The organism is Undibacterium sp. Xuan67W, assembly GCF_049340165.1.
Lineage (GTDB): Bacteria > Pseudomonadota > Gammaproteobacteria > Burkholderiales > Burkholderiaceae_D > Undibacterium.
This window is the reverse complement of the sequence record NZ_JBMPPN010000018.1, coordinates 1-17,268: the sequence shown is the minus strand read 5'-3', so window position 1 is coordinate 17,268 and position 17,268 is coordinate 1. Positions and strand designations below refer to the sequence as shown.

Annotated in this window: 19 protein-coding genes; 17 read left to right on the top strand and 2 right to left on the bottom strand. The window is 47.3% G+C overall.

Annotation, left to right across the window (positions count from 1 at the left end):
- Window positions 1–145: 145 nt before the first annotated feature.
- The 5 genes from mobC (at window position 146) to ACO0LE_RS15075 (ending at window position 3,486) form a co-directional block, all read left to right on the top strand.
- Window positions 146–547: a plasmid mobilization relaxosome protein MobC gene (mobC, locus tag ACO0LE_RS15095; protein ID WP_422961181.1), complete on the top strand. Its 402-nt coding sequence runs from the start codon at window positions 146–148 to the stop codon at window positions 545–547.
- The gene (locus ACO0LE_RS15090; protein WP_422961180.1) at window positions 544–1,923 is read left to right on the top strand and encodes a relaxase; all 1,380 of its coding nucleotides are present in this window, start codon (window positions 544–546) and stop codon (window positions 1,921–1,923) included. Before mobC ends, ACO0LE_RS15090 begins: the two co-directional genes overlap by 4 nt.
- Before the next feature lie 279 nt (window positions 1,924–2,202).
- Window positions 2,203–2,382 carry a hypothetical protein gene (locus tag ACO0LE_RS15085; RefSeq protein WP_422961179.1) on the top strand — a complete coding sequence of 60 codons (180 nt, stop codon included), beginning with the start codon at window positions 2,203–2,205 and terminating at the stop codon, window positions 2,380–2,382.
- Window positions 2,379–3,005, top strand: coding sequence for an Eco57I restriction-modification methylase domain-containing protein (locus tag ACO0LE_RS15080; RefSeq protein ID WP_422961178.1), 627 nt, complete (start codon window positions 2,379–2,381; stop codon window positions 3,003–3,005). The genes ACO0LE_RS15085 and ACO0LE_RS15080 overlap by 4 nt, the downstream gene beginning before the upstream one ends.
- A 46-nt stretch (window positions 3,006–3,051) precedes the next feature.
- Window positions 3,052–3,486 carry a hypothetical protein gene (locus ACO0LE_RS15075; protein ID WP_422961177.1) on the top strand — a complete coding sequence of 145 codons (435 nt, stop codon included), beginning with the start codon at window positions 3,052–3,054 and terminating at the stop codon, window positions 3,484–3,486.
- A gap of 10 nt (window positions 3,487–3,496) precedes the next feature.
- Here the strand turns inward: ACO0LE_RS15075 and ACO0LE_RS15070 are convergent, their stop codons facing one another.
- Window positions 3,497–4,519, bottom strand: coding sequence for an IS1595 family transposase (locus ACO0LE_RS15070; RefSeq protein WP_422961176.1), 1,023 nt, complete (start codon window positions 4,517–4,519; stop codon window positions 3,497–3,499).
- A gap of 132 nt (window positions 4,520–4,651) precedes the next feature.
- Here ACO0LE_RS15070 and ACO0LE_RS15065 point away from each other — a divergent pair, with 132 nt between their 5' ends.
- Window positions 4,652–4,879, top strand: a complete 228-nt coding sequence (locus ACO0LE_RS15065; RefSeq protein ID WP_354332239.1) for a DUF6471 domain-containing protein — start codon at window positions 4,652–4,654, stop codon at window positions 4,877–4,879.
- 59 nt (window positions 4,880–4,938) lie between these two features.
- Here the strand turns inward: ACO0LE_RS15065 and ACO0LE_RS15060 are convergent, their stop codons facing one another.
- Window positions 4,939–5,118 (bottom strand): hypothetical protein, encoded by a 180-nt coding sequence (locus ACO0LE_RS15060; RefSeq protein WP_422961175.1) that lies wholly within the window; start codon window positions 5,116–5,118, stop codon window positions 4,939–4,941.
- Between the two features lie 146 nt (window positions 5,119–5,264).
- Here ACO0LE_RS15060 and ACO0LE_RS15055 point away from each other — a divergent pair, with 146 nt between their 5' ends.
- The 11 genes from ACO0LE_RS15055 (at window position 5,265) to ACO0LE_RS15005 (ending at window position 17,174) form a co-directional block, all read left to right on the top strand.
- Window positions 5,265–6,959 carry a site-specific DNA-methyltransferase gene (locus ACO0LE_RS15055; protein WP_422961174.1) on the top strand — a complete coding sequence of 565 codons (1,695 nt, stop codon included), beginning with the start codon at window positions 5,265–5,267 and terminating at the stop codon, window positions 6,957–6,959.
- Complete coding sequence (locus ACO0LE_RS15050) at window positions 6,956–9,697, top strand: DEAD/DEAH box helicase (RefSeq protein WP_422961173.1); 2,742 nt, start codon at window positions 6,956–6,958, stop codon at window positions 9,695–9,697. Before ACO0LE_RS15055 ends, ACO0LE_RS15050 begins: the two co-directional genes overlap by 4 nt.
- Before the next feature lie 92 nt (window positions 9,698–9,789).
- Window positions 9,790–10,275 (top strand): hypothetical protein, encoded by a 486-nt coding sequence (locus tag ACO0LE_RS15045; RefSeq protein ID WP_422961172.1) that lies wholly within the window; start codon window positions 9,790–9,792, stop codon window positions 10,273–10,275.
- 187 nt (window positions 10,276–10,462) lie between these two features.
- A complete protein-coding gene (locus ACO0LE_RS15040) occupies window positions 10,463–11,698 on the top strand; it encodes a hypothetical protein (RefSeq protein ID WP_422961171.1) in 1,236 nt (411 codons plus the stop codon).
- A gap of 10 nt (window positions 11,699–11,708) precedes the next feature.
- A complete protein-coding gene (locus tag ACO0LE_RS15035; RefSeq protein ID WP_422961170.1) occupies window positions 11,709–12,248 on the top strand; it encodes a DUF6484 domain-containing protein in 540 nt (179 codons plus the stop codon).
- A gap of 11 nt (window positions 12,249–12,259) precedes the next feature.
- Window positions 12,260–13,375 carry a DUF2169 family type VI secretion system accessory protein gene (locus tag ACO0LE_RS15030; protein WP_422961169.1) on the top strand — a complete coding sequence of 372 codons (1,116 nt, stop codon included), beginning with the start codon at window positions 12,260–12,262 and terminating at the stop codon, window positions 13,373–13,375.
- A complete protein-coding gene (locus tag ACO0LE_RS15025) occupies window positions 13,372–14,490 on the top strand; it encodes a hypothetical protein (protein WP_422961168.1) in 1,119 nt (372 codons plus the stop codon). Before ACO0LE_RS15030 ends, ACO0LE_RS15025 begins: the two co-directional genes overlap by 4 nt.
- 34 nt (window positions 14,491–14,524) lie before the next feature.
- A complete protein-coding gene (locus ACO0LE_RS15020; RefSeq protein WP_422961167.1) occupies window positions 14,525–14,923 on the top strand; it encodes a DUF4150 domain-containing protein in 399 nt (132 codons plus the stop codon).
- 11 nt (window positions 14,924–14,934) lie between these two features.
- Window positions 14,935–15,765 carry a hypothetical protein gene (locus ACO0LE_RS15015; RefSeq protein WP_422961166.1) on the top strand — a complete coding sequence of 277 codons (831 nt, stop codon included), beginning with the start codon at window positions 14,935–14,937 and terminating at the stop codon, window positions 15,763–15,765.
- An 18-nt stretch (window positions 15,766–15,783) separates the two neighbouring features.
- On the top strand, window positions 15,784–16,779 hold the full coding sequence (locus ACO0LE_RS15010; RefSeq protein ID WP_422961165.1) for a hypothetical protein: 996 nt from the start codon (window positions 15,784–15,786) through the stop codon (window positions 16,777–16,779).
- A 104-nt stretch (window positions 16,780–16,883) separates the two neighbouring features.
- Entirely contained in the window at window positions 16,884–17,174 is a 291-nt protein-coding gene (locus ACO0LE_RS15005) for a hypothetical protein (RefSeq protein WP_422961164.1), read from the top strand.
- Window positions 17,175–17,268 lie beyond the last annotated feature (94 nt).

Genomic DNA, 17,268 nt, shown 5'->3' with positions numbered 1-17,268 from the left:
GCTTACCGGTTTATTGAATTATCTGGGGTGTCTCCCCAGCCCCCGTGAGTGAACCTTGCACACCACGGCTGAAATCAAATAGCAGGAAATAAGAGAAAGGAATGAGGTTCAGCCTCAAACACAATAAAAATAACAGGAGGTCATCATGACACAAAAGAAGAAAAAAGCCGGTCAAACTGGCATAGAACAAAACCAAGATTTGCGCACCATGCGCTTCGAGATCCGTTTATCTCCTAGTGAATATAACGGACTTGTATCCCAAGCCCTACTTGCTGAAGGTAATTCATTAGCACAGTACGCCAGAAACAAACTCATCTATGGTGGCAATGCTGCTATAGAGCATTATCGCCAACAGCTAGATACAAGCAAGGCAGTCATTACCGAAATGGCCCGTATTGGCAACAACGTCAATCAGATAGCGAGAGCCTTGAATCGTGACGATGATGTTTCAATGGCCATGCTAGAAGAACTTTGCAAAGTGGAGGTTAGACTCGCTGCCATGGATCAGCAATTCCAGAACAATCTCCGTGCACAGGTGCAATCATGATGGTACGTGTGTTTAATACTGGCACGGGTAATGCCAAATCAGCCATCAATTACCTCATGGGCAAAAATGATCACACTGGCAAGCTCAGAGCGGTAGCTCCAGAGTGGCTCCACGGTTCTCCAAGTCTTTTTCAGCTAGTCTGCAATAGCACGGATAGAAAACAAAAATACGTTAGTGGTGCAATCAGCTTCCGTGACAATGAGCACCCTAGCGAAGATCAGATAAAAAGCATCATGGCTGCTTTCAAGGCTAGCCTCTTACCCGGATTGAAGGAGGACGATAATTATGCAGATGCTTGGATTGCTCACCGAGATAAATCCAATCTCGAATTGCATTTTGTTGTAGCTGGCACCGAAATTCAGTCTGGAAGACAGCTCAATATTCATCCGCCGGGAAAACGCAATATTGCACACTTTCAGGCATTCACGCAGGTCATGAATCAGGCTTTGGGCTATGATCAAGTTACACCCGATCCGCTTAAAATTGCACTTAATGAATTTGAAGCTAAGACCGATGCTGGTAAAAAATCCAGACGAGTTAAGCGCATTTTGTCCAGTGAGTTGCATAGCCACATTGTAAGCGGCAGGATTGCCAACCGTGATGAACTCATCACACATTTGGAAGGCAGCTATGGTGAAGTCACTCGCATCGGCAAGGATTACATTTCCATTAAACTGCCTGGCAGCAGCAAAGCCAAAAGACTCAAGGGACCATTGTTTCAGGAGGATGCTGATTATCAGGCATTGGTCAAACAGCACCAGAAATCTAAACAGCCGCAAAAGCTGACTACCGAAGAATACACACAGGCCAAGGCCACCTTAGAAAAGTTGACTTTTGAGAGGGCGGCATATTTTGCCAAGCGATACAAGAAAAAATCAACGTTCAAACGTACCATGAACAATCGTGGTGAGGCGCACAAAGCAAGTGGCGATAATGTGACACCATCACTCAAGCGAATAAAAGCAGAAATAGAGCAGGTACATATTAGCCCAGCGAGAACCGAGGTTCTGAGCTTTGTAGCAGCCACTTCAGCCGAAACAGGCACGGAAGTTTCCAAACACCAGTTATCTCAATCCAACGTGGAAACGTCAAAACCATTCGTTAATGAAGACTCTCATATTCCAACGGTCAATCCGGTTAGCAGTGCCATGGTGTTCGGCATAGAAATGCAGATCGGCAATCTCGCCAATATGGTGTCCAAATTGATGATAAGAGCCCAAACCACAACCAATGCCGCCTACTACGAAATACTTCATGCGCAGATCGTTAAGTTGCAGCACCAAATGGAGGTTTTGAATTATAGGATGCAGATGGAAAAAGCGAGGGGTGCTATGAATATTAGTTTTGTTGATTCCAACGCCAAACCGAAAATCTAATAGTGGCGGCTCAGGTGTGGAAGAAAAGGTGAAAATTCCAAGATTGAAATTTGATTAGTCTAAGTGCTCAATCGGCCCGAATATATTTACATTCGCTAGACGTTAACTCAAGTTTATTTAAGAACAACTTAGTTAAGGCGGGCTTCAAGATTTGCTTACCAATAGATACTATTTTTAGTGCCTGAGAGAAATCACCCACCGGGAGTGTATTTGTATTTGACGCTTGGCTCCGAACCCGCTACGATCATGTTCTATATATGACATAACATAAGGCACATAATGGCTATCGGTGAATCAGGACGAATAGTTCTAGAAATAGAGCCTGAACTTAAGAAGAAATTCTATGCGTGTTTAGCATTAGAGCAAATGACATTGAAAGATTGGTTCATCAAGACTGCGGAAGAGCACATCAAGAATCAACACCCAGAAATCTACACCTTGAAGAACAGTAAAAAATGAATTTCATTGAAAATGAATCCGAGCAAAAGCTTCGAGGTGGATATTACACGCCCGAAGATTTAGCAACTTACATTACAAAATGGGTTGCAAATTCATCCCCAAAAAGCATTCTGGAACCGAGTTGCGGGGATGGAGTTTTCATTAAAGCCATTCACAATATTGGATATGGCAAGAAATCACATTTTTATGGTTTTGAATTACTAGACAGTGAAGCTAATAAAGCAAAAGAACGTGCCGATGAATTGAAAGTCAAAAGTACGATAAAGTGCATTGATTTCTTGGACCATGCAATTCAAGTGATGTCCTCTGGAAAAACTGAATATGATGCAGTTGTTGGAAATCCTCCATTTATTCGCTATCAATATTTACCTAAAGAGTCCCAGGAAAAGTCCGAAATCATCTTTAAAAGTGAGCATCTTAAGTTTACCAAGCATACAAACGCTTGGGTTCCATTTGTGATTGCAGCTATAAAGGTACTCAAACCCGGTGGTAGACTTGGGATGATTTTGCCAGCAGAAATCATTCACGTAATGCATGCGCAGTCACTGAGAACTTATCTTGGCGAACAATGTAGCAAACTTCCGGAATTATGTAGCAACCGCACAAAGCTTTTTCTAAGTTAAAAACCTACAATCGCCCTAGTAAATCATCATTTTCTAGGAGCGTCAAATGGCAGAGTCAATGGTTGTATCCGGGCTGGTCTTAAAGCGTGCTGAAGTCGCTGGACAAATCGCCTCATTCAAAACAGAAATCATCCGGTTGCAAGGCGCATTGTCGCACCTCGATGGCAGCATCAAGCTATTCGCGCCGGAATTTGACCTGCGTACTGTCAAGGCCAAGCGCACCAACAAGCGCAATCAGTACTTCGCGAAGGGAGAAGCGCAGCGTATGGTGCTCGATGCCATGCGCGAAGCTGGTAAGCCGTTAAATAGCCGTGAAATTACCGACCGACTACTCAAACGCAAAGGTATTGCATCCAGTGCCGAGTTAATCGCACGAATTCAAAAGAACGTCATCGCCGTACTGCACCGCCAGGATGGTCAATTGGTGGAGCAGGTCGAAACCAGCGGCGAACACGGAGTAATGAAATGGATGATTGTTTGAGTCGTTTGATTCAAGCCGCAAGCCGTTCGGCCACGCGCTTATTCCCTTGCCAATATCCGCACCAATCCCGGCTGGTCGGTGTCGCTACGCACTTCGTGCAAATATCATCAAAAATATCGCCATTACTCATGCGGCGGGTGTCTTCGCGGTACGCCGCTTCATTCGCATAGTTGTTCAGGTACAGATTGCCGAACTTGTGGCATTGGCCGTACTGCATGCGACGGAAACGTGAGAAATAAGATTCTGCCAGATTGTTCGTGGTTCCGGCATCGCTACGGTATTCAATGGCATGATTCACCCGGCGCGTATCGAATTTTGCATGTAAGCCATCGTAGGCCGTGGATTCATCAGCGCAAATGACAGAACCCTTCTGTACATACAACTCGGCCAGCTTACCGACATCGGCTTGGTTCTCTGCCTTAATCACAAATGAAATGGTTTTGTTCGCACCCTGAATCATATCGCCGACGATGTTGATCTTCTGGCGCATCACGAAAACGCATCGCTTGTCAGGGCGCTGATTCTCCACTAGGCGGCGATCAACCCGGTCTTCTTTCTTATTCTTTGGGCGGACATGACCGTTGACGTAGGCACCGTCCATGTGGATCTCACCGGAGAGTTGAGAGGTATCGCGCTGCTCCATCAATGACTCGCGGATTTTATGGGTGAGCACGAAGGCGGTTTTGTATTGCACATCTAAATCACGCCCCATTTGCAGGGCTGAAATCCCTTTGACGGCGTTGGTGTAAATCGCAATTGCCGCCAGGTACATCTTAAGCGGCAGCTTGTGAAAAGCAAAGATGGTTCCCGATGTCACACTAAACGTATGACTGCAATCCTTGCAGCGCCATTGGCGGCGGGTGGCGATGAAATAGTGCTCATGGACGATACCGCAAGCAGGACAAGTGACGGCTTTGCTGTCGCCCCAGCGTACTTTCTTGAAGACTTTGAATGCCTGTTCGTCGTTCATCTCGAAGACGCGGCGAACCGACAGGGTACGGGCTTTTGCTGAAAGTAAGAAGTGCTGGGTCATGTTGATCATCCAATATTCCACATTAATGTGGAAATTATACCTTATTTGTGGAATGATGCAATGTATATTTGTGGATTAATCCATTTATATGTAGAATGTTCCTCGTTGTTATAGAGCGCCAGGAGGTTTGCGATGCAGCACGATCAATGGAACCAGATTGCCACCAATTTGCTGAAGTCAGAAATGGCCCGATCGGGTGTCGGCTACGAAGAATTGATACGTCGATTAAATGAGATCGATGTAGAAGAGAGTTATAAAGGCATTGCCAATAAAATCAACCGTGGCGCTTTCAGTTTTGCTTTTTTTATGCAATGCATGAAAGCGCTGGGCCGCGAGGTAATTCGTTTGGAGAACAATTAATGTATACGGTCGAAAAAAATCAATCAATCAATCAATCAATCAATCAATCAATCAATCAATCAATCAATCAGCCAGCCAGCCAGCCAGCCAGCCAGCCAGCCAGCCAGCCAGCCAGCCAGCCAGCCAGCCAGCCAGCCAGCCAGCCAGCCAGCCAGCCAGCCAGCCAGCCAGCCAGCCAGCCAGCCAGCCAGCCAGCCAAAAGACCGGCGATGAATTAAATGGTTCCCTACCTGAATCAAATAATTCCTTACTTGATCGGCTAGATGATTTAACTCATGCCCAACTGAAAGCCCTACTCGCGAAAAAATTAACTGACGCGAAGCTTGGTCTGCATTGGGAACGGAATGAAATTGAATTTGACAGTGCATTGTCCGCAAATTTGGTGATGCCCGATTTGGTTCCTGACGAATGCAACGGCACAGGCCCATATGACAACCTCATCATCGAAGGAGATAACTTCGATGCGTTACGTTTGCTTCGTACTACGCACGCACACAAAATTCGTGTTATTTACATCGACCCTCCCTATAACACGGGAGAAAAGGACTGGGTATACAACGATCACTACGTCGGCAAAAATGACCGATACCGCCATTCAATGTGGTTGGAATTTTTATTTCAACGTCTGACGTTGGCACGTGATTTATTGACACCCGACGGTGTAATTTTGGTTTCCATTAACGATGAAAATCGCTCACGTCTAGAACTTCTGATGGATGAAGTTTTTGCCGGTATGCGCAGAGGTTCGATGGTTTGGAAAACGCGCTCGGGAACAAACCTGAGTAATGATGTTCGCCTATCCAATGATCATGAACACATACTTGTTTACGGGAGAGGCGGCTTTTCGTTTCGAGGGGAAGACAAAGATTTTTCCCAATATAAGAACCCAGATAATGATCCACGAGGCAGGTGGAAAACGGGTGATCTGACGCTCGGTTTCACTTGGGCACAAAGGCGAAATCTCTACTACCCGATTCAAAATGCGAATACGGGAGTCTGGTATCCATGTAATCCAAGCCGAGTATGGGCGTTTGCGTCGGAAAAGATCGTCGAAGATGTCTCTACGCTCCGCAAACAATCTATGGAGCAATATATCCGCGAGGAAAAAATTCTGTTTCCCGATCCAGCCAGCGAGCGTGTCGAAATATGGAACACAATGGAGGAACTACTTGCCGCAATAGAAAGCGGCGACGTTCCGATCAGGCCGAAAACAAAAACACCGATTTTGTCAAAGGATCTCCCTGGGCTTGAATTCTGGGTAGGCAAACCTGTCGGCTTCGGCAGACCGTGGTTTAAGCGGCATCTGCGTGACCTTCAAAGCGAAGTAAGAGCAGTATCAAGTTGGATCAAGGGCGCAAGCGATGACGCTGATGATGACGATTTCGTCGTTGCGTTGAATGCACAGCGTAGCGGCACTGGCGAACATTCAGTCAATGAAATACTTGGCTTCCAGGCGTTTGCATATCCTAAACCACCAAGCCTCATGCTGAATTTATTAAGACAAGCCACGAACCCTGGCGACACAGTTCTTGATTTTTTTGCCGGTTCTGGCACTACAGCCCACGCGGTGCTTGCACTAAATTCAGAAAATCTAAGTGAAATCCCACGAAAATTCATTATGGTATCCAGTCGTGAGGCGACAGCCAGAGAGCCAGCAAGGAATGTCTGTTTGGACATATGTGCCGAAAGAATCCGGCGTGTTTCTGAAGGATATGGAACCACAAAAGGATTTGGCGGCGATTTTGCCTATTTACGGTTGAATAAAATCAATCATGCCGATGCATTTTACGATCTTAAACCGGAAACAGCGTGGCACTCCATTTGCCTGAAACATGTCGGACGCATCTTGCCATTTTCGAATGTGCCAGTGGCGACAATCGCTGCGAGCAGCGATTCAGCTATTCTATTTTGCTTCAGTGTAGACGATGAAGCCTTGATGCAATTGGCATCACATCCGGCCTACAAATTGCGGGTCTACTCCGATCGTCCTGATAGCGTAGCAAGTTATCTTCTTGAATCTGGAAAATTGGTGGATAGCTCTTCATGGATGTCAGAAGCAATCAAGGGGCAAGGTGCATGAGCGAATCATTTGATTTCAATAAACCGGCAATCCCATTGATGGAGCCGGAGGAATTTCAACGCAGAATCATCGGCGCGATGACGCAACACCTAACGCGTCAACCTTCACCTGCCTTGTTGGTCGCGCCAACTGGTGCGGGAAAAACGTTTATGCTAAGCCAAGTGCTTGCTAAGGTATGTTCTGAACGACCTACACTTTGGTTCTGGTTTACACCATATGCAAATTTGGTAGGGCAAACCGTGTTGGCGCTTGATTGGATCAAGGAATTGAGGCTTTACGCCATGTCTACTGAGCGGCAGCGTGACCACTCCAATGGCGACGTGTTGATTGCGAATGCCCAACAGGTTTCCAGCAAGTCGGCAGACAGGCAAGTATTGAAACAGGTCGATGATTTTTCGATTTCGGTACAAGGTATTGTCGCCCGCGCCCGTGCCAACAAACTTAAAATTGGTGTTGTCGTCGATGAAGCACATATCGGCCTTTCGTCCGAAACGGAATTTGGTAAATTTGTGAAGCGCCTCAAACCGGATTCTCTCGTTATGGCGACTGCAACGCCGAACGACATAAAGCTAAATCAGTTTCTTGCTGCGTCTGGCTTTGGCGAGAATAAGACCTTCTCAGTAAGTCGGCAGGAGGCGGTTGATGCCTTACTCAACAAAGAATTCATCGCTGCATATGTTTACCGCGTCTCAGATGAATGGAAAAGCCTTGTTGACTTGCAGCGCACGGTGCTGCGGCAAGCTTGGAAGAAGCATTGTGCACTCAAAAATCTGTTGGTTGAACGAGGTATACAAACGGTGCCTTTGCTGTTGGTGCAAGTTGGGAATGGAGAAAATACCACGCGGGAAGCATTCGAATTCTTGACCCGCGAATGTGGGGTGCGCCCTGAACTCATCGGGGAGCATACGGCACAAGCGCCAGACCCAGAGTTGATGAATACGATTGCTCATGACACCAGCAAGGAAGTGCTAATTTTCAAGGAAGCTGCTGGAACCGGATTTGATGCGCCCAGGGCTTTTGTCCTAGCGTCAACCAAACCTGTCACGGATAAAGATTACGCTCTGCAATTCGTCGGGCGCGTCATGCGTGTCGATCAAAGAGTACGGGAAATTACTCGCACACTTGAAAAGCAAGGAAAGCGGCTTAGCGACGATCTCCGTACGGCATATATTTATCTGGCGAACGCGGCAGCACAGGACGGCTATCAGAAGGCCGTGACAGTATTGCAGGGCATTAAGTCAAGCCTTGAAGGTGAAACAGAAAGACTCAAAAGGATTAAGACGCGCAACGGCGGACCGGATATTTTCACCAACCGTCCGACTCCACAATCTTCAATGTTGCCGGAAGTAGATTGGGATACCACGCACGGAAGCAATGCAGAAACTGTCGCCGATAGCACAGTGGATAACGCCGAGGGTCAATCGGTTAGCTCGAATGAAGTACATCCTTCTGTAAAAATTGAAGCACAAGCTGGTAGAACGACTTTCGTTGAGGAAGGACAAGGACTTTTGTTTGATGGTGACATTCAACCGGATTGGGATAACGAGGAAACTTATGTTCCGCCGCGCTTACTCAAAATTCCAGCGAAGAATCGCGACGATCTGCGAGCCGCATTCAATGAAATCAGATTAAGTTTGTACCCACGCAATGACGGCTTGCCGCATTTCGCTCCTCACTTGCTAACCGAATTGCGACCGAGCGTCGTAGATTTAGCGAAAGTGGTTAAAAGGATTGCTCAACGGCTGGAATACTCGGTGGCGGATTTGAACAACGCCTTGGCAGCAGCAACCGGCCATACTCAAGCGATCGAGCAGCGTACCGAGCTAGTTACTCGGCAACGCGCTCCAGATACAAAGATTGTTGCTTTGATTCGGCGCGAGGAATTACATCGACAAGCAAAATTGGTGTTGCTCTCTACCGCTCAATTTGAGGATGCTGATGTTCGGCAATTCGTACAAATTTTGACCAGTCGGATTCAGGTTGATGCCGAATCTAACGGTATAGCCGTCATGATCGATGAAAGTGAGCGCGATCGCATCTATCGAGATATGGCGCACGACCTGGTTCGCATGAAGGCCGATGATGTCGTTGCACTGTATCATGACGCAATATCCCAGGTTGTGACCAGCCGCGAAACCAAAAGCCCTTTGCCGGACTACATGGCGTTTCCATCCGACTTGCCGCTACTGCCATCTGCAAAAAACAGTTACGGTGTTCTCCCGCCGCGCCGAAATGAAGATATGCCTCAAGTGGAATCATTTTTGGTAAAGGAGGAGCGCCAATTCTTGAAACATCGCCAATATCATCTACGGGACGAAAGTACAATTTGGGTGGATGGGTATAACGGCACTCACGCGATGTACGAAAGTGAAAATGAATTCGCCAAGCAACTAGACGAAGCGGAATTCGTCCTTTGGTGGCATAGAAATCCTGACAGGGCCGATTATGGCGTAGCCGTGGTGCGCCCAGATAGTCATCTGAATTTTTGGCCAGATTTTATTTTGTGCGTTCAATATTATTCTGAAGCGGAGCCAATAATCCGGCTGGCCGATACCAAACACGATCTAAAGGATGCCTTCAAGAAATCGCGCCGAGAACACAAGGATTACAAGAAAATTATCTTTTTAACAAAGGATAACGACAACCTTTATATCGTTAATGATAATGGAACCAAGGGAGTCAAGGTTAACAGCGATTTATCGGTGCTCAGGGAAACATTGAGGCGAACTGATAATTGAGCGATCAAATTTTGCTTTCCTGCAATAATTGCAAAATGATATCAACAAACAACCAAAGCTTTTTTTAGTCGCGTAACCTTGAAGGAATTGACGTGCTGATCTTCATCGACACCGAATTTACCGATTTCGCGAATGCTGAGTTAATCAGCATCGGTTTGGTATCAGAATGCGGTTTGCATGAATTTTATGCAGAACTTCCGGTTAATCTAAGCAAGTGTAATGATTTTGTTGTGACGACTGTTTTGCCGCAACTGGGCAAGGTGGCAGCAGCACAATGTTCAGTGGATGAGTTGCAAAGACGGCTGCGATTGTGGTTAGAACAATTCTCAGCGAGAGCGCCAATTATCTGTTTTGATTACGATGGTGATTGGCGTTTGTTTTGCCATGCAATGAGCTACGAAATTCCGGCATGGCTGCGTGGCAAAAATATTTACAAGTATCTCGATCAAGTTGCGTTGCAGATGTACTTTATCGACAATCGAATCAAGGATCATCATGCATTGCATGATGCCAAAGCCAATTGCCACGCATTTAACTTAGAAAAAGCCGGGGCGGATGTTATACAGGGCGGGAAATAGTAGAGTTGTCGAGCGCATTGACCGTTTGGTCATGCGCAAATTCACGCAAGATGCATTGATGAAATCAAGCGTAATCAACAAGAGCTGTAAGTAATTGTAAATACAACACTTTTCCCTATCCGGGATCGCTCAATATGGACTATACTTTATTTCCTTTTTAACCACGATTTATCAGTGTCCACTAACAGTGTCTAATCCCACCATCGTCAAGCAACATGCAGAAGATGCAGCTACAAAATGGTGGCGTCGCGGTATATATCTCAACAATGCTCGTACCCGCTTTGACGAACTGGTCGAGTTTGATCATTCTATCGATGCTCATCTGGATGGACTGCGGGAAGCAGGAAACGCAGGTGTAGAGCACACTCATAACGCCTACGAGACAGCGATTGATCGTCGTACCGAAGATGTCAGTGCCGATGGTTTCGTCGTATTGGCATTAGCCTTTCTCACGCATGACATGGCAACCATTCATGCAGTAACTGCTCAGGTTGCTGGCAAGCCTGGCTTCGCAGAAGCATTAAACGGTGTATTTGCGTGGCTAACATCGCCTGCTATTGCCGAGAATATCGAAGCCCAGTTTCCCAATCAAGAACCGACCTATCGTCACCCTGCGTTAAGGCATGCTCATGCCCACGCAATCTATGACAGCGTCGCTTTAAAGAATGCCTTACAAGATAGCCCGCCAGAATCTTTTGCTTTGGTAATAGATGCCGTTGCCAACTGCGGACGGACCGATTTGCTGGCACCAATACTCGACATACTGAACAACTCTCAGCCAAACCATCGCACCAGTGTCAGTTTTAGCGCCGCGCAAGGAGCCTTGTTGCTGGGTGAGCGGCAGCACGCCATCCCGGCGCTGCAAGCTTTGTCTTTAGGAGATACGCAGTACAGTATCGATGCGATGAAACTCTTGTGTCTGGTACTACCGTTCAGCGATTTACAAGAACATCTGCATCAATTCGAACAAAAAATAACAAGCCCAGCGATATTGATTGAAATCGCCGGATGGAGTGGCAACCCTGCCTATGTCCCTTGGTTAATAGCGCAGATGAATGATGAGGCAAACGGCAGACTAGCCGGAGAGGCGTTTCGTCTCATCACGGGCTTTGATATCGAAGCGAATGACGCCATTCCTGATATTCCGAATGCACGCAGCAACAAGAATCAACGCTATCCTATGCCTGATGCCGCCAAGCTCAGCACATGGTGGCAACAAAACCATCAGGACTTTGCCATCGATACCAAGTTCTTTTTGGGACGACCGCTGTCTATGGAATGGCTCAATCACCTTTTAGGTCTGGCAGAACAATCTCACCGCGAACTAGCTGCGCTGCATCGTATGCTGATTCAACCAGGCACCTCACGCTTTCCGACGCAGGCCAGTAGCTCTATTCAGTTAAGCCATCTACAAAAACTTTAAAGTGAACTCCATGAGCAACGCAACAAGTAACGCAACAAGTAATACCACCAGCAAAAAACCGACAGCCAGCGGCAAAGCCAGTGCACAAAAAGTAGAAAAAGAATATGGGCTAGTCATTGGTATGCTGGAAGGCTTCGCTGACGACAGCACGCCTCTGGTCGCGTTTAATAATCAACCAGCTATTCCGGCCCGCACCCTGATCGAGATTGGCGAAGAGCATATCGGCAAGAGCGTAGCACTACAGTTTGAACGCGGTGATCTGCACTCTCCGCTGGTGATGGGCATAGTCAAGACAGGTGGTGCAGATCTGGATGCACGCCTAAGCTCAGCTCAAGAAATAACCTCAGTCGTCATCTGCGGCGTGCCCATGCAAGCAAAACTAGATGACGACGACATCGTCTTAATCGCGCAGCGCCGCATTACTTTGCAATGTGGTTCCGCATCAATCAGCCTGGATGCCCAAGGTAATATCGAACTCCGGGGCAAGTATATTGTGTCGCGTGCCTCGGGACAAAATCGGCTCAAAGGTAGTTCGGTTTCATTGAATTGAGCTGAACCTGCATGAATCTGATTAACCATACCTCGCTGGCCGCGAGCTACACCACTATGCACGACAAGACGGGCAGTGAAACGTTGGTCGTCATAGTAAAAGCGACCTATAGGCTGCCACTGGCGGGCGAGCCTGCCGAACTGATGGAACAACAAGTACCGATTGTGCTGGCAGATACCGCGACCGGTGAACCTGGCATCACAGCACCTGAATATGAATGCGATTTCTGTCTACATAAACCTAAGGTAGATGTTTTGCTGTTGGGCAGTGCTTATGCGCCCAAAGGTATCGCATCAACCAAAGTCCCGGTCGCCTTACGCGTGGGAGCGATGACCAAGATGTTTAATGTGGTCGGCAAGCGTAGCTGGATGTCTCACATCCTAGGCGCGATGCTCACAATGAACAAGCCTGAACCCTTCACTCAACAAATCATTAGTTACGATATTGCTTATGGCGGTGTCGAAACAGGACCTAAGAATGATAAGGGGCGCGCAGCCTATGCCTTAAATCCGGTTGGATGTGGCTATTGGCCACATACGCGTTTTGCAGACGGTAAGCCACTCTCGCAAACGGAAGCACTGAATGCACCTGTTACTAGTCCCAGCGGCAAATACCAACCAATGAGCTTTGGCCCGATCGGCCGCAATTGGGCGCAACGGGTGCGCTACGCGGGTACCTACGATGCCAAATGGGAGGAAGAGATATTCCCATTTCTGCCGCCAGACTTTGACGCACGTTACTTTCAGAGTGCACCGGAAGATCAGCAATTGCCTGAACTCGTCGGCGGCGAATTAGTGGTGCTAGTCAATCTCACCCATCCCGCCTTAACGCCATCTGGCCGACTAGAGTTTCAACTTCCTGACCTCGCCATGAGTATCAATTTGAACGCCAAGAAAGGCGGACCAGAAAGGATAGCAGCGCGTGCCGATACGCTGATAATTGAGCCGGACAAACAACGCTTTACCGTGCTATGGAGAGTCGTCAAAGACTTGCAGAATGATCCCTTTCGTTACAAATCGATAGAGATAGGCACGCGTCCGAAAGGGCATGTCGTCAAGATTCCTCTGGAAATGTTGACGGGAGAACTCCCCTCGCAGCGCCGCGCCGGACCGCAGGAGGATGTATGACGCTACCCATTGCCATTCTACGCACTGGGGCAGTAACATCGGTCGGCCTCAATGCACCTTCTACGTTTGCTGCCATGCGTGCCAGGTTGAACAATTTTGAAGAAACTGCTTTCCTCGACAGCAAAGGCGAACCCGTCTCGGCTGGAATAGTGGAATTGGGCGCAGATGACGCAGATAATGTAAATAACGTGCATCTCGGGTCACTAGATAAACAAATCACCATGCTAGCGCAAGCAGTGCGCGAATGCCTGCAGGCCTTACCCGAACTCGATATCAGCAAAATCCCCTTACTGTTATGCGTGGCCGAAGTAACGCGGCCAGGTCGCCTGGCGAATCTGGAGCAATCCTTAACTGCCGGACTCGAACAGGCCATGCAATGTCAATTTGCTGCGCAATCTGCCACCTATGCCTACGGACAGACCAGCGGCGTATTTGCCCTGAATGCTGCCTTTGAATTACTTAAAACGCATCCATTGATCTTGATTGCAGGAGTGGACTCTTATCTGAATATCGCCACCCTAAAAGCCATGCATGAGAAAAATAGGGTCTTTGCCTCAGACAATCAGAATGGTTTTATTCCTGGCGAAGCTGCCTGTGCATTATTGGTGGGGCATCCAGACAGCGCCCAGCATATCCTGCCACGCTATAGCAACGTGCAAACGCAGCAAATTCCGCAAATTCAGCAAGCTAAGCAAACGCCAGGGGCCAGCTTATTTTGCACAGGCCTGGGTATCGCCCGTGAGACAGCAGTCATCGGCGGCACTGCCCCGAATAAAGCCAAAGGACTGTCCGACGCGACCAAGGTGGCACTGAAAGCATTACCAGGCAAGGCAAGTGATATCGGCCTACGCATCAGCGGCCAATCTAGTGAAGATTTTTATGCGAAGGAATTCGCCATTGCCAATAGCCGCAGCAATGTCTCAGCCACGCCCTTATGGACGCTAGCCGATAGCTTGGGAGAAACCGGTGCTGCCGCAGGGCCGCTAGCAATCGGTTGGGCTTATGCCAGCGGGCACAAAGGCTATCTGCCAGCCTCCAACTTACTGTGCTTGTTAGCCAGTGATGAGGGTGAAAGAGCGGCAGCAATACTTAGTTTCGGTCAATACCAAGCCTAGCCCAAGCCTAACAAAGTCAAAGGAAAATCATCGTATGGCAATCTTCAAGATCTATGCAAACGGCATGTCCATCGCAGGCCAGGCTTCAGATGCAGGCATGAGCGCAGCGGCTTTTCCGGACGTGTGCGGCAGTCCGCCCAAGCCTGAGAAAATCGGTATTCCTGTGCCTTATCCCAATACGGCAAAGATCAAGGATTTAGAAAACGGCTCCAAGAGCGTATCGATGTACGGTAAGCCAGTTGCCCTGCGCGATAAAAGCCGCATAGGCACCAGCACTGGCAATGAAGCGGCCACAGAGAATTTCAAAAAAGGAGTGAAGAGCGATACGATTAAAGGTAAAGCCTACTTCGTCAGTTGGTCGCCGAATGTCTTTGTGGAAGGCTATAACGTGCCGCGACATCTTGATTTGATGACGCATAACCATAAGAAATAAGAGCAAAGTCTATGGTCATATTACAGGGTGTGATTGCGCAGCAAGCGGCAGCACAAGGCACGATAATTGGGGGCGCTGGTCTCGGTACGCGTCCTGCGCGACCCGAGGATTTTCCGGATGAGATCGATATGGTCGGTGGCAACCGCCGACGTCGACCAGTGTTTCCGCCGATTCCATTACTGAGAACCACGGAAAATGTTGGCACCAATCGCCATAAGGATAATAAAGAGGACAAGGATGAGAACAAGTGCATCTTGTTTGCGTATAAAGAAAGAAAAACCAAATGCCCTAAAGGCAATGCGCATCACGCCATTCCCGATCATTGCTGGCGTATGGGCAATTCGGTGTATCTGTCATTGGGTCGTGCTGCTGCAAAGATGATGCCTATTCCTGGAAAGTTGGGGGAGGCCGTCGCCGATAAGGCGGCGCAAACTTTTGAAGAATCCATGGTAGACGCCGGGAGGTACTACCACCCCAAGATGGACAAGCAAGAAGGTTTGTCCATCTGTGTGGAGGGCGCAGGTAAGACTTTGGTGCATGGCGCGATCCATACATTGTTTGATGCCGAAGAGAAAAAACTTGGTGAGGCGGGAAACCCTAAATGGACAGCCAAGCTAGGTGATCTTGAGGATAAGGCCGCTGAGTCTATGGCATTGGAAACGGGTTGTGATAAGGATGACCTTAAGAATCAAATGAGGGCATATCATCAGAAAAAAGACCTGGACGAGAAAAAACTGTTAAGGGCGGATCCTTTTGGCAAGAATACGACGAGCATGACGAATTTTGAGATCGATCCAATTCTCAAAATGAAAATGCCTGATCACACCGGTACCGGCAACTAAAATTTTGAAAGGGATTTTATGAATAAAAAGACTATATCACCAGCAGTGAGTTTTTATGACGGCTGTGTTATTGCTAGAGATAGAATTTGGCTATGTGGCAAGTTGGATTTTTTGGAATATGACGATTATTCACACAGTAGAAGTTACTCGTTTGGCAACAATACTTGGGGTGGCGAAGATCTACCTTACATGACAACGTCGGTTTGTGTATACCGGCCTAAAGACCCTATTCCAGCTGAAAGAGCTATGTGTACTTTGGCGGAAATGGCCGGTTGTGTTCATTTCTATTGGGCTAAGGGAGTGAAGCGTGGAATTGAAATGTTGCCTGGTGCTGAAGAAGATGGCGGCTTATTGCACCTTCAGCAGATCATTCAAATCGGAGATGATCTGTATGTCGTAGGTAGCAGCAGCCAAGTCTATCGCCGCCATCAAAATGTCTGGCAAATATTCAATCAGGGCTTGGAAGAAACCCCAACCGAAGTATTTGTGAAGCAAGGAAAATCTTTGAGCGAAGCGGTCAGCCTCTCACAAAAAACTTCTTCCATGTTGCATTCCATTGATGGTTCCGACTTCAACAATCTATTTGCAGTAGGTTTTGGCGGCATCATTTGCCATCGTGGTGACGGTTCTTGGAAACAACTCGAACAAGTCACTAACGCCAACCTGCACCGCGTCAAATATGTCGATGAAAACACAGTCTACGCGGTCGGTGACAAGGGTATTCTGCTGAAAGGAAACGCCAAAGGATTCCATGCAATAAAGACGGGTATTAATGACGATCTATGGGGATTGGAATGGTTCAACAACAAGCTCTATATCGGCACTAAACAAAAAGGGCTTTACGAGTTTGACGGTAAAAATTGCCACAAAGTGATGAGCACACCAAAAAAAGATTTTGAATGCCATACATTGAATGCCTACGATGGTCAGCTGCTTGCACTTGGTTCTAAGGATATTTTTCTGACGGATGATTGTGTGAAGTGGCGCGTGTTTGATCATCCTGATAATCAGTAACCGCATTCGGTATTTCGGGGGTATTAAAAAAATGCGCATTGTCGATCATTTAAATGATGACGCACTTCAAGGTAATACTCTCTCACTAAATATAAGCGTGAAATATGGCAAATCAAGAATTAGCTTCATGTGTATTTCTATCGGCTTGTATTATTGAAAAAGACTATTTTTATTTCTCCACAAGACTCGATGCACTTCCAAGCGATGAGTATTTTCATGCAAGACTTAGTACTTATGATCAAGGTGCGTGGAATAAGCATGACAGAGAACAACAGGTCGTATCAGTTTGCGTGATGAGACAAACTGAAACTGAGAATACGCGAGCTTATTGCGCACTGGAGTTGGCAAGCGGGAAGATAGAAGTGTGGACTTCCCCTAATTCAGTAGACATTTAATAATGTCAAAAACTGAGAAGGAAGTACATCATGAGAAAGAGTCGATTCACTGAAGAATTCAAAGCAGAAGCGATTAAACAAGTCACTGAACGTG